Source organism: Streptomyces sp. NPDC002754 (assembly GCF_053592315.1).
The window spans coordinates 26,523-38,829 of the sequence record NZ_JBSFVM010000040.1 but is presented as its reverse complement, the minus strand read 5'-3'; the positions used below and the strand labels follow the sequence as shown (position 1 = coordinate 38,829).

11 protein-coding genes are annotated in these 12,307 nt (G+C 71.8%); all 11 read right to left on the bottom strand.

All coding sequences use genetic code 11. From position 1 onward, the window contains the following. Positions 1–192: 192 nt before the first annotated feature. Positions 193–771, bottom strand: coding sequence for a TetR/AcrR family transcriptional regulator (locus ACWD2L_RS37595; protein ID WP_351342489.1), 579 nt, complete (start codon positions 769–771; stop codon positions 193–195). After that, the gene (locus ACWD2L_RS37590) at positions 759–1,523 is read right to left on the bottom strand and encodes an enoyl-CoA hydratase family protein (RefSeq protein WP_451193351.1); all 765 of its coding nucleotides are present in this window, start codon (positions 1,521–1,523) and stop codon (positions 759–761) included. Before ACWD2L_RS37590 ends, ACWD2L_RS37595 begins: the two co-directional genes overlap by 13 nt. After that, positions 1,523–3,085: a 4-coumarate--CoA ligase family protein gene (locus ACWD2L_RS37585; protein WP_351342501.1), complete on the bottom strand. Its 1,563-nt coding sequence runs from the start codon at positions 3,083–3,085 to the stop codon at positions 1,523–1,525. Before ACWD2L_RS37585 ends, ACWD2L_RS37590 begins: the two co-directional genes overlap by 1 nt. A 36-nt stretch (positions 3,086–3,121) precedes the next feature. Further along, on the bottom strand, positions 3,122–4,333 hold the full coding sequence (locus ACWD2L_RS37580; RefSeq protein ID WP_351342492.1) for an acyl-CoA dehydrogenase family protein: 1,212 nt from the start codon (positions 4,331–4,333) through the stop codon (positions 3,122–3,124). Further along, positions 4,330–6,204 (bottom strand): acetyl/propionyl/methylcrotonyl-CoA carboxylase subunit alpha, encoded by a 1,875-nt coding sequence (locus ACWD2L_RS37575; protein WP_351342494.1) that lies wholly within the window; start codon positions 6,202–6,204, stop codon positions 4,330–4,332. Before ACWD2L_RS37575 ends, ACWD2L_RS37580 begins: the two co-directional genes overlap by 4 nt. A 5-nt stretch (positions 6,205–6,209) precedes the next feature. Then, the gene (locus tag ACWD2L_RS37570; RefSeq protein WP_351342496.1) at positions 6,210–7,808 is read right to left on the bottom strand and encodes an acyl-CoA carboxylase subunit beta; all 1,599 of its coding nucleotides are present in this window, start codon (positions 7,806–7,808) and stop codon (positions 6,210–6,212) included. Further along, a complete protein-coding gene (locus ACWD2L_RS37565) occupies positions 7,805–9,610 on the bottom strand; it encodes an acyclic terpene utilization AtuA family protein (protein ID WP_451193347.1) in 1,806 nt (601 codons plus the stop codon). Before ACWD2L_RS37565 ends, ACWD2L_RS37570 begins: the two co-directional genes overlap by 4 nt. Beyond that, a complete protein-coding gene (locus tag ACWD2L_RS37560) occupies positions 9,607–10,401 on the bottom strand; it encodes a TIGR03084 family metal-binding protein (protein WP_351345578.1) in 795 nt (264 codons plus the stop codon). Before ACWD2L_RS37560 ends, ACWD2L_RS37565 begins: the two co-directional genes overlap by 4 nt. Before the next feature lie 162 nt (positions 10,402–10,563). After that, positions 10,564–11,202 (bottom strand): glyoxalase, encoded by a 639-nt coding sequence (locus ACWD2L_RS37555; RefSeq protein WP_351345575.1) that lies wholly within the window; start codon positions 11,200–11,202, stop codon positions 10,564–10,566. Between the two features lie 5 nt (positions 11,203–11,207). After that, a complete protein-coding gene (locus tag ACWD2L_RS37550; RefSeq protein ID WP_351345572.1) occupies positions 11,208–11,738 on the bottom strand; it encodes a helix-turn-helix transcriptional regulator in 531 nt (176 codons plus the stop codon). A gap of 10 nt (positions 11,739–11,748) precedes the next feature. Then, entirely contained in the window at positions 11,749–12,159 is a 411-nt protein-coding gene (locus ACWD2L_RS37545) for a VOC family protein (protein ID WP_351345569.1), read from the bottom strand. Positions 12,160–12,307: the final 148 nt, after the last annotated feature.

The following is a 12,307-nucleotide window of genomic DNA, read 5'->3' as shown; positions in this document are numbered from 1 at the left end:
AGGGACTTAAATAACCGCCCCCCCGCTGGACTCGGATGCTCCAGCCCCCGCCGGGCTCAGATGATCCAATCGCGGCCGGGGCTTGATCTATCAAGCCTCGCCGGCGTTTGAGGCGATCCTTCCAGCCCCGCCGGCGTTTGAGGCGCGGGGGCCGGGGCGGAGCCCCGTGGCCGTAACCACGGGGCCGCGGGATCATCCCAGTACCCGGTCGACCAGCACCCCCCACTCGCCCACCACCCGCTCGCGCCGCCCCCCGTCATCCGTGAGGAGGTTCGCCAGGCCGAGGCCGCGGGCCATGTCCAGGAGGCCCTGCACAACCTCCCGCACACCCGGGACGGACTCGTCCGCGCCCAAGAGCTCCACTGCGATCCGGTGGGTCTCGCGCCCGACCCGTGCCTCCAACTCGGTCACCCGCCCCCCGAGTTGCGGCTCGTTCGACGCGGCCACCCACAAGTGCAGCGCCGCCCGGAACAACGGCCCCGTATACAGGTCGACGAGGGCCGCGACCGCCTCCACCCGCCCCTGCGGACGCAGCCCGCGCAGAGCGGTGGAGCGCTCCTCGGCGACGTACTCGACGGCCGCCGTGAACAGGTCCTCGCGGGTCGGAAAGTGGTGCTGGGCGGCGCCGCGCGAGACGCCCGCGTGCTCGGCGACGACGGAGACCGTGGAGCCGGCCCAGCCGTGCGCGGCGAGGCAGGCGACCGCGGACTCCAGGAGCCGTTGCCGCGTCACCCGCGAGCGGTCCTGTTTCGGCAGCGTCACAACACCCATGCGGCATCCCGTCGTTCGAGAAAGGCGGTCATGCCCTCGCGGGCCTGCGCGGAGCCGAACAGCCGCGCGGACAGCGCCGTCAGGGATTCCGCGTCCCGGTCGAAGGCCTCCAGGACCTTAACCGTGAGCAGCCTCTTCGTCTCGGCCAGGGCCTCGGGGGACGCCTTCCGCAAGCCTCCGAGCACCGGCCCGAGCGCCTCGTCCACGTCCTCCCCCGCCACCGTGACGAGCCCGATCCGCGCCGCCTCCGCCGCGTCGAAGCGCTCGCCCGTCAGGTAGTAGCGGGCCACCGCGCGCGGATCGAGGCGCGGCAGCAGCGGCATGGAGATCACGGCGGGCGCGACCCCGATGCGTACCTCGGTGAAGGCGAAGGACGAAGCCGAGGAGGCCGCCGCCATGTCGCAGGCGCCCAACAGGCCGAGGCCGCCCGCCCGTACGTGTCCGTCGACCCGTGCCAGTACCGGCTTGCTCACCTCCACGATCTGCCGCAGCAGGCCCACAAGCGCGGCCGGGTCCGGAGGATCCCGAAGGTCGGCGCCCGCGCAGAAAGTGCCGCCGGTGTGGGTGAGGACGACGGCGCGTACATCGCGGTCCTTGTCCGCGTCCCGCAGCCGGTCCCCCAACTCGCCGACGAGCGCCGACGAGAGGGCATTGCGGTTGGCGGGCGAATCGAGGGCCAGGGTGGTGACGCCCCGCTCGTGGGCGTGCGCCACCAGACTCCCGGACACGTTCCCATCGTTCCCAACCACCATCAACGCTCCCTCAGTTCACGACGCAATATCTTCCCGGAGGCCGCCCGCGGCACCCCGTCGATGAACGCGACGCGGCGGATCTTCTTGTACGGGGCGACGCGTTCGGCGACGTACGCCTTCACGTCGTCCGCGCCGAGCGCGGGATCCGTGCGCACGACGAACGCCTTCGGCACCTCGTTGCCGTCCTCGTTGAGGACGCCGATGACCGCCGCGTCGGCGATGTCCTCGTGGGTGAGGAGCACCGCCTCCAGGTCCGCGGGGGCGACCTGGAAGCCCTTGTACTTGATGAGTTCCTTGACCCGGTCGACCACGAACAACCAGCCGTCCGCGTCGACGCGCCCCACGTCCCCGGTGCGCAGCCAGCCGTCGCAGTCGATCATGTCGGCGGTGGCGTCGGGGCGGCCGAGGTAGCCCTTCATGACCTGCGGCCCGCGGATCAGGACCTCGCCGGGTTCGCCGGGCGCCGCGTCCTTCGCCTGGTCGTCGAGGGACACGATCCGCATCTCGGTCGAGGCGATGAGCTTGCCGACGGCGCCCGACGGCGGGGTCTTCGCGTCGTACGGGACGACGTGCGTGCCGGGCGAGAGTTCCGTCATGCCGTACGCCTGGCCGACGGGTGGCAGGCCGAGGCGGCGCGCGCAGGCGCGGGCGAGTTCGCCGTCGAGGGGTGCGGCGGCGCTGATGACGTGGCGCAGGGACGACAGGTCGTAGCCCTCCACGGCCGGGTGTTTGGCGAGGGCGAGGACGATCGGCGGGGCGACGTACAGGTGGGTGATGCGGTGCTTCTCGATCGCCGCGAGGAACGTGTCGAGGTCGAAGCGGGGCAGGACGACGACGGTGGAGCCCTGCCGGAGCGGGCCGTTCATGAGCGCCGTGAGGCCGTAGATGTGGAAGAAGGGCAGGACGGCGAGGATGCGGTCGCCCGGGCCCGTGGGGAGGAGGGGGTCGAGCTGGGCGAGGTTCGTGGCGATGTTGCGGTGGGTGAGCATGACGCCCTTGGGCGTGCCGGTGGTGCCGGAGGAGTACGGGAGGGCGGCCACGTCATCGGCCGGGTCGATGTCGACGTGCGGCTCGGGTGCCTCGGTGCCGAGCATGTCCAGCAGCGAGCGGTGGCCGGAGTCCCCCGACGGGTCGCAGACGAATATCTCCCGTACCCCGCCTGCCAGTTCGGCCGCGGCGCGGGCCGCGTCGACGAGCGGGGTGAGGGTGACGATCCAGACGGCACCCGCGTCGCGCAGTTGCGTGGCGAACTCCTGCGGCGTCGACAGCGGGTGCACGGTGGTCACGGAGGCGCCCGCGCGCGTGGCGCCGTAGAACGCCACCGGGTAGGCAATCGTGTTGGGGCTGTGCAGCGCCACCACGTCGCCCTTGCGTACGCCCGCGTCGACGAGCCCGGCCGCCACCTTCCGGTGGAACATGTCGAGCGCGGCGTACGAGAGGGTGGTGCCGGCCACGCCGTCGACGAGGGCGAGGGCGTCGCCGCGGGCGGCCGCGCCCCCGAGCACGGCGTCGTGGATGGGCTCGTCGACGACCGCGACGTCCGCGTACTCACTCACGTACACCATGGCGAACTCCTCGCTGGATACGGGCAGTTGAGGTCAGTACGATTTGGGCAGGCCCAAGCTCTGGTGGGACACGTAGTTGAGGATCATTTCCCGGCTGACCGGGGCGATGCGCGCCACCCGTGAGCCGGTGATGAGGGAGGCGAGGCCGAACTCGCGGGTCAGGCCGTTGCCGCCGAGCGTGTGCACGGCCTGGTCGACGGCGCGCACACAGGCCTCCGCGGCTGCGTACTTGGCCATGTTGGCGGCCTCGCCGGCGCCGATGTCGTCGCCCGCGTCGTAGAGCCGGGCCGCCTTCTGCATCATCAGGCGGGCCAGCTCCAGCTCGATGTGGATCTGCGCGAGCGGGTGGGCGACGGCCTGGTGGGAGCCGATGGGGGCCTGCCAGACGGTGCGGTCCTTGGCGTAGTCGACGGCCCGCTTCAGCGCGTACCTGCCCATGCCGATGGCGAAGGCGGCGGTCATGACGCGCTCCGGGTTGAGCCCGGCGAAGAGCTGGAGCAGTCCTGCGTCCTCGTCACCCACGAGAGCGTCCGCGGGAAGCCGCACCTCGTCAAGGGTCAGCTCGAACTGCTTCTCCGGAGCCTGGAGTTCCATGTCGATCTGCTTGCGGCCGAAGCCCTCCGTGTCCCGGGGGACGATGAACAGGCAGGGCTTGAGCTTGCCGGTGCGGGAGTCGGAGGTACGGCCGACGATCAGTGTCGCGTCCGCGATGTCGACCCCCGATATGAACACCTTGCGCCCGTTCAGCACCCACGAGCCGTCGTCGTCGCGGCGGGCCGTGGTCGTGATCCGGTGGGAGTTCGATCCGGCGTCCGGCTCGGTGATGCCGAAGGCCATGGTGCGGCTGCCGTCGGCGAGGCCGGGGAGCCAGGCGCGCTTCTGCTCCTCGGTTCCGAAGCGGGAGATGACCGTGCCGCAGATCGCGGGCGAGACGACCATCATCAGCAGCGGTGACCCGGCGGCCCCCAACTCCTCAAGGACGATGGAGAGTTCGGCTATTCCGCCACCCCCTCCGCCGTACGCCTCGGGCAGGTTGACGCCGAGGTAGCCGACCTTCGCCGCCTCCGCCCACAGCTCCTCGGGGTGGCCGCCCGCGGCGGTGATCCGGGTCATGTAGTCGCGGCCGAACCGCTTGCCGAGTGCGGCGACGGCGGCGCGCAGGGCCCGGTGCTCTTCGGTTTCGAGGACGGGAGCGGCGGGGGCGGCCGGAGTGGCGGGAGCGGTAGGACCGGCGGGTGCGTTCACGACTGTTCCTCCTGGACTACGGCGAGCAGCACGCCCACCTCGACCTGGCGGCCGACGGCGGCGTGCAGGGCGGTGAGCGTTCCGGAGGCGGGGGCGAGGATGCGGTGCTCCATCTTCATCGCCTCCAGCCAGATCAGGGGCTGCCCGGCGGTGACGGCGGCGCCCTCGGTCAGCCCTTCGGCGACGCGCACGACGGTGCCGGGCATGGGCGCGAGCAGGGAGCCGGGGGCGCGCTGCTCGCTGGGGTCGGTGAAGCGGGGCAGGGCGGTGAGTGCGGCGCCGTTGACGTGGACGCGGTCTCCGTAGGTGGCGACGGCGTACTTCCGCCGTACGCCTGCGACTTCGAGGACGACGCGGTCGGGTGCGGCGTGCACCACCCGCACCCCGTCGGCTTCGAGCCCGTCGCGGGTGTGCCGGTAGCGGACCTCGTGCTCGGTGCCGTCCGGTTCGGTGCGGTAGCGCTTGAGCTGGGGCCCCGAGGGGACGTTGCGGAAGCCGCCGAAGCGGTGGCTGCGGGTGGTGGCCAGGGCGGCGGCGAGCGGCGCGTACGGGTCGTCGGCGGGCGCGGTCAGCTCGGCGAGGTGCCGCTCGTAGAACCCGGTGTCCATGCGGGCGTCGGTGAACTCGGGGTGCCGCAGAGAGCGTACGAGCAGGTCCCGGTTGGTGACGGGGCCGTGCACCTCGGCGCGTTCCAGGGCTCCGGCGAGGGCGCGGACGGCGGCGGAGCGGGTCGGGGCGTGGGCGACGACCTTGGCGAGCATGGCGTCGTAGTGCACGCCGATGGCGTCGCCGTCGGTGTAGCCGGTGTCGAGGCGACAGTGCACATCAGCCGCTCCGCGGCGGGTTCCGGGGACGGCGAGACGGTGCAGCGTGCCGGTCTGCGGGGCGAAGGAGGCGGCGGGGTCCTCGGCGTAGAGGCGGGCCTCGACGGCGTGGCCGCGCGGGTCCGGGGGTTCGGGGTCGAGGGGTTCGCCCTCCGCGAGTCGTATCTGATACGCGACGAGGTCGATGCCGAACACGGCCTCGGTGACCGGGTGTTCCACCTGGAGACGGGTGTTCATCTCCAGGAAGTGGGAACGCCCGTCGGCGACGAGGAACTCGACGGTGCCGGCGCCGACGTACCCGGTGGCCCGGCACGCCCGCTCCGCCATCTCATATATGACATCTGATACGCCACGTATCAGATCCGGCGCGGGCGCCTCCTCGATGACCTTCTGGTGGCGTCGCTGGAGCGAGCAGTCCCGCGTACCGAGCGTCCACACGGTGCCGTGCGCGTCGGCCAGCACCTGCACCTCGACGTGCCGCCCGCCCTCCAGGTAGGGCTCGACGAACACCTCGCCGTCACCGAAGGCGGACAGCGCCTCGGCCCCGGCGGCCACCAACTCACCCTCCAGTTCACCCAGTTCCCGTACGACGCGCATGCCGCGCCCGCCGCCACCGGCGGAGGCCTTCACGAGCACGGGAAGGTCGTCGATACCCACATCTTCCAGCGGGGCGACGCCCATCAGCTCCTTGGCGCGCGTCTTCGACGCCATCGCCTCGATCGCTTCGGGCGGCGGCCCGATCCAGGTGAGCCCGGCGTCGGCGACGGCGCGAGCAAATTCGGCGTTCTCGGAGAGGAAGCCGTACCCGGGGTGCACGGCGTCGGCGCCCGCGTCGAGCGCGGCCTTCACGACGAGGTCGGCGCGGAGGTAGGTCTCGGCGGGGGTGGCGCCCGGGAGCCGTACGGCGAGGTCCGCCTCCCGTACGTGCAGGGCGTCGGCGTCCGGGTCCGAGTGCAGGGCGACGGTACGTATGCCCAGTTCACGGCAGGTACGGAAGATGCGGCAGGCGATCTCGCCGCGGTTGGCCACAAGGAGAGAGGTGATCATCGGGGTCACATCCTGAAGACGCCGAAGCCGCCGCGGGCGCCCTCGTACGGTGCGGTGTGGATCGCGGACAGGCAGATGCCGAGGACGGTCCGGGTGTCGCGGGGGTCGATGACCCCGTCGTCGTAGAGCCGCCCGGACAGGAACATCGGCAACGACTCGGCCTCGATCTGCTGCTCGACCATGGCGCGCAGCCCGGCGTCGGCCTCCTCGTCGTACGGCTGCCCCTTCGCGGCGGCGGACTGCCGCGCCACGATCGACAGCACGCCCGCGAGCTGCTGCGGCCCCATGACGGCGGACTTCGCGCTCGGCCAGGCGAAGAGGAAACGGGGGTCGTAGGCGCGCCCGCACATGCCGTAGTGCCCGGCGCCGTAGGAGGCGCCCATGAGGACGGAGAGGTGCGGGACGCGGGAGTTGGAGACCGCGTTGATCATCATCGCGCCGTGTTTGATGATGCCGCCCTGCTCGTACTCCTTGCCGACCATGTAGCCGGTGGTGTTGTGCAGGAAGAGCAGCGGGATGTCGCGCTGGTTGGCCAACTGAATGAACTGGGCGGCCTTTTGGGACTCCTCGCTGAACAAGACACCCTGGGCGTTGGCGAGGATACCGACGGGATAGCCGTGCAGGGCAGCCCAACCGGTGACGAGGGACGCCCCGTACAGCGGCTTGAATTCATCGAAATCGGAGCCGTCGACGATCCGGGCGATGACCTCGCGGGGGTCGAAGGGCTCCTTCAGGTCCTCGGGGACGATGCCGAGGAGTTCTTCCGGGTCGTACTTGGGGGGTTCGGCGAGGGGTGGATTCGCGTACGCCTTGCGGTGGTTGAGGCGGGCGACGACGCGGCGGGCCTGGCGGATCGCGTCCTGCTCGTCGTGGGCGAAGTAGTCGGCGAGGCCGGAGGTGCGGGCGTGCATCTCGGCGCCGCCCAGCGACTCGTCGTCGCTCTCCTCGCCGGTCGCCATCTTGACCAGCGGCGGTCCGCCGAGGAAGACCTTCGCCTTCTCCTTCACCATGATCACGTGGTCGGACATGCCGGGGATGTACGCGCCTCCGGCGGTGGAGTTGCCGAAGACGACGGCGACGGTGGGGATCCCGGCGGCCGAGAGCCGCGTGATGTCGCGGAAGATCCCGCCGCCGGGGATGAAGATCTCCTTCTGGGAGGGGAGATCGGCGCCGCCGGACTCGACGAGCGAGATCGCGGGGAGCCGGTTGGCGTGGGCGATCTCGTTGGCCCGCAGCGCCTTCTTCAGGGACCACGGGTTGCTGGCGCCACCGCGCACGGTCGGGTCGTTGGCGGTGATCAGGCACTCGACGCCCTCGACGACGCCGATGCCCGTGACGAGCGAGCCGCCGACGGCGTACTCGCTGCCCCACGCGGCGAGCGGGGACAGCTCCAGGAACGGGCTGTCGGGGTCGAGCAGCAGCTCGATGCGTTCGCGGGCGAGCAACTTGCCGCGCTTACGGTGCCGTTCGACGTACTTCTCGCCGCCGCCCGCGACGGCCTTCGCGTGCTCGGTGTCGAGGGCGGTGAGCTTGGCGAGGTGGGCGGTTCGCCGGGCGGCGTGCTCGTCGGAACGGGGGTCCAGGGCGCTGGACAGGGCGGTCACAGGAGGGCCTCCGGGATGTCGAGGTGGCGGGAGCGGAGCCATTCGGCGAGGGCCTTCGCCTGTGGGTCGAACCGGTGTTGGGCGGCGACGCCTTCGCCGAGGAGTCCCTTGACGGTGAAGTTGAGCGCGCGGAGGTTGGGGAGCGGGTGGCGGGTTACGGCCTCGGGGCTCCGCCCCGGACCCCGCTGCTCAATCGCCGCAGGGGCTTGATTTGGCCCCACTTGCGCTTGAATTGGCGCCACGTGAGATTGGTCCCGCGGGAGAGAACGGACAGTCTCCGGCAGGAGCTCGCAGAAGCGGTCCACCGTCAGGGTGTGGACCAGCCACCGCCACGCCGCCTCGCTCTCCACCCACACCCCCACATTCGCATCGCCGCCCTTGTCCCCACTGCGCGCGCCCGCGACGAGGCCGAGGGGAGCGCGGCGCGTCGGCCCGGGAGGCAGGGGATCCGGAAGGGCGGGGTCGGCGACGGGGGCGAGCGGGCGCGTCTCTCGTACAGGTACGGGGACCGGTCGGCGTTCCCCGTCCGGCAGCACCGCGACGTGCGGCACCGTCTCCCGCTCCACGTACGCCGCCTCGAACACCCCGTACGGGGAGCCCTTGCCCGGCGGGGCCGTGACGTGGAAGCCGGGGTAGGAGCCGAGCGCCAGCTCCACCGCGGCGCCACTCAGTGCCCGTCCGACGGCCTCCTGGTCGTGGTCGTGCACGACGAGGCGGAGCAGCGCGCTCGCGGTCTCCTCGGTGTCGGCGTCGGGGCGGTCGGTGCGGGAGAGTTCCCAACGGATGTGCGCGGGGGCCGACTTGGCACCCCGCAGCGCGTCCTCCATCTGCCCCCGCACGAGCGCCGCCTTCGCCTCGATGTCCAAGCCGGTGAGCACGAAGACGACCTCGTTGCGGAACCCGCCGAGCCGGTTGAGTCCCACCTTGAGGGTGGGCGGCGGGGCCTCGCCGCGTACGCCGTGGATGCGGACGCGGTCGGGCCCGTCCGGCGTGAGGCGGACGGTGTCGAGGCGGGCGGTGACGTCGGGTCCGGCGTACCGGGCGCCCCCGGTCTCGTACAGGAGTTGCTCGGTGACGGTGCCGAGTTCGACGAAGCCGCCGGTCCCGGGGTGCTTGGTGATGACCGCGGAGCCGTCCTCGTGGATCTCGGCGAGGGGGAAGCCGGGGCGGCCCAACCGGTGGGCGCGGTCGGCGAACCGGGAGTAGTTCCCGCCGGTCGCCTGCGTCCCGCATTCGAGGACGTGCCCCGCGACGACGGCCCCCGCGAGCCGGTCGTACGCATCGTCCGGCCACCCGAAGTGCCAGGCCGCGGGCCCGGTCACCAGCGCGGCATCGGTGACACGGCCCGTGACCACGATGCCGGCGCCCGCGTCGAGACACGCGGCGATGCCCGCGCCGCCGAGGTAGGCGTTGGCGGTGAGGGCGCCCGGGAACCGACCGGTGCCGAGCAGGTCGTCACCCTCGACGTGGGCGACGCGTACGGGAACGCCGAGGCGGGCCCCCAACTCCCGTACGGCATCGGCGAGTCCCGCCGGGTTGAGGCCGCCCGCGTTGGCCACGAGGCGTACGCCGCGCTCGACCGCGAGGCCGAGGCAGTCCTCCAACTGCCGCAGGAACGTGTGGGCGTAGCCGCGGTCCGCGTTCTTCAGGCGGTCGCGGCCGAGGATCAGCATGGTCAGCTCGGCGAGGTAGTCGCCGGTGAGGACGTCGAGTTGGCCGCCGGTCAGCATCTCCTTCATGGCGTCGAAACGGTCGCCGTAGAACCCGGAGGCGTTGCCGATCCGCAGCGGAGGCCTGCTCATCGGGCCCCCTTCGGCGCGCGCCCCTTCCCCGGTGGCCCGGCGAAGGCCTGTGCGATGTCGAGCCAGCGGTCGGCGTCGGGGCCCTCGGCGCGCACGTCGAGGTCGGCGCGGTGGGCGCGCTGGGTGACGAGGAGGCAGAAGTCGACGGCGGATCCGGTCACCCGCTGCACGGCGCCCTCGGGCCCGTACGTCCACAACTCGCCGCTAGATGCCACGAGTTCGACACGAAACTCGTCGTCGGGCGCGGTGACCCCGTGCACGTCGAACGCGAACTTCCGGGCGCGCACGCCGATCCGGGCGACGTGCCGGAGGCGATCGCTGGGAGCCCGTACGACCCTCAGGGCGTCGGCCACGTCCTGGCCGTGCGCCCACGTCTCCATCAGCCGACCGGTCGCCATGGAGGCGGCGGACATCGGCGGGCCGTACCAGGGGAACCGGGTCTTGTCGGCCGCGGCGGCCCGCAGCACCTTCTGCAACCGCTCGCGCCCCTCCCGCCAGCCCGCGAGCAGCGCGGCCGGGTCCTGACGGGCGCCCTCCTCGGCCCCTTCGTCGACGAACGACTCCGGCGCGGCGATCGCCTTCTCCACCTCGCCCGCGAAGGCGTCGGCGTCGCTCATGGCGAGCAGGGCGGCGCGGTCGGTCCAGGCGAGATGGGCGATCTGGTGGGCGACGGTCCAGCGGGGCGCGGGGGTCGGGGCGGCCCACTGTGCCGCACTCAACTCCCCTACGAGCCGGTCGAGTTCCTCGCTCTCGTCCCGCAAGTCCTCGAACACGGCGGACGGTTCGGACACGGTGCGCTCCCCTCCGGGCACGGCGGTGTGCGGCGTGTCTGGAGCATGGCAGGGGGCCAAGAAACAAGCAAGCGTGCTTGCATGGAAGTTGGTCCGATTCGTGAGCCGGTCCGTGAGCCGGTCCGTGAGCCGGTCCGTGAGCCGGTCCGTGAGCCGGCTCCACTACTCGGCGGCCTCCCAGGCGAATCCGTCCGGGTCGGTGAAGGCGCCGTCCGTGCTGCCGAGGACGATGCAATGCGAGCCGCTTCCTTCGGCGGCGACGCCGAGGAGCTTGGCCAGGGCACGGCGCTTGTAGAGCGCCAGCTTCACGGTGCCTGCCCCGGTCCCGCCGGAGGCGAACTCCGCGTACTTGCCGCCGAAGCTCTTGGCCACGGTCAGGCCCCGGTCGACGTAGAACTGCTTGGTGGCCTTCACGTCCTCGACGCCGATCAGCAGGACGAGCTCGTCGACCTCACCCGTGGCCGGGCCGCTGTCCTTCTTCGCCGAGGTCACGATCTGCCAGATCGTCCCGTCCGGCGCCCGGACGACGCCGCCGTAGCCCCACATCGACTTCGTGGCGGTCTTCAGCACCGTCGCTCCGGCGTCCACGGCGACGCCGAAGAAGCCGTCGACGGTGGCGGGGTTGGACACCGTGAGCGCCAGGGTGAACCCGCGGAATCCGGTGGTGGGCGCCTCGGCCGCCCGCAGACGGATGTGGTCGGCCACCCCGAAGGCGGCGTAGAAGGCGCGGGCGGCCTCGGGGTCGGACACCTCGAGGGTGACGGTTTCGAGGAACGTGGTGACTGCGGTGGTTGATGTCATGTCTCTCACGCTATGGGCGGCCCGGGGGGCGGGGCTTCTCGATTCCTGACCGGTCTTGTCACCTGCTTCGCGACGCACGCCGGCATCCCCTCCACCACGACAGCGGGCCCCGCGTCACCGCCCGTACGCGGGTCATCGGCGGGGTCGGCCGCCGCGTCAGCCGCCTCCGCCGCGAGCCGCCGGAACGCCCCGGGCGGCATGCCGACCAGTTCCGTGAAGCGGGTGGTGAACGTGCCCAACGAAGCGCAGCCGACCGCCCAACAGACGTCGGTGACGCTGAGGTCGCCACGCCTCAGCAGCGCCGTCGCGCGCTCGATGCGACGCGTCATCAGGTACGAGTACGGCGACTCCCCGTACGCGGCCCGGAACTGCCGGCTGAGGTGCCCGGCGGACATGTGCGCCTCGCGAGCGAGCGCCTCCACGTTCAGCGGCTGCGCGTACTCCCGGTCGATGCGGTCGCGGACGCGGCGCAGCCGCGCGAGATCGGTCAGGTGCTGCGCCTCGACGCGCGCGCGTCGCCACTCGGGCCGGCACATGGCGCGGCCCTCAGCGCAGTTCCTGGATGCGGACCAGGTTGCCCGCGGGGTCGCGGACGGCGCAGTCCCGGATGCCGTACGGCTGCTCGGCCGGCTCCTGGACGACCTCGGCGTCACCGGCCTGCACCTTCTCGAACGTGGCGTCGAGGTCCGGGGTGGCCAGCAGGATCCAGCCGTAGGTGCCCTTGGCCATCATCTCGGCGATGGTGCGGCGCTCGTCCTCGGTGACTCCCGGGTCGGCGGCGGGCGGCGCCAGCAGGATCGACGTGTCGGGCTGACCCGCCGGGCCGACCGTGATCCAGCGCATCCTGCCCTGCCCGACGTCGCTGCGGACCTCGAAGCCGAGGACGTCGCGGTAGAAGGCGAGCGAGGCGTCCGGGTCGTCGTGCGGCAGGGAACTCGTATGAATGGTGATGTTCATGACGAAGAGGCTAGAAGCGACTGCGCGTTCGCGCTTCTCTGTTCCTGATTGATCCGTCGTATGTAACAGCCATGTATGAGACGGCGGTCGGGCGGAACGATCAGCGGGCGGGGTGGGTCCTGATGATCAGTAACCCTGCATCGGACGC

Coding starts and splice junctions, on each gene's coding strand:
- ACWD2L_RS37595 (WP_351342489.1), bottom strand. CDS start 771: ATGGGTGTTGTGACGCTGCCGAAACAGGACCGCTCGCGGGTGACGCGG.
- ACWD2L_RS37590 (WP_451193351.1), bottom strand. CDS start 1,523: ATGGTGGTTGGGAACGATGGGAACGTGTCCGGGAGTCTGGTGGCGCAC.
- ACWD2L_RS37575 (WP_351342494.1), bottom strand. CDS start 6,204: ATGATCACCTCTCTCCTTGTGGCCAACCGCGGCGAGATCGCCTGCCGC.
- ACWD2L_RS37565 (WP_451193347.1), bottom strand. CDS start 9,610: ATGAGCAGGCCTCCGCTGCGGATCGGCAACGCCTCCGGGTTCTACGGC.
- ACWD2L_RS37555 (WP_351345575.1), bottom strand. CDS start 11,202: ATGACATCAACCACCGCAGTCACCACGTTCCTCGAAACCGTCACCCTC.
- ACWD2L_RS37550 (WP_351345572.1), bottom strand. CDS start 11,738: ATGTGCCGGCCCGAGTGGCGACGCGCGCGCGTCGAGGCGCAGCACCTG.
- ACWD2L_RS37545 (WP_351345569.1), bottom strand. CDS start 12,159: ATGAACATCACCATTCATACGAGTTCCCTGCCGCACGACGACCCGGAC.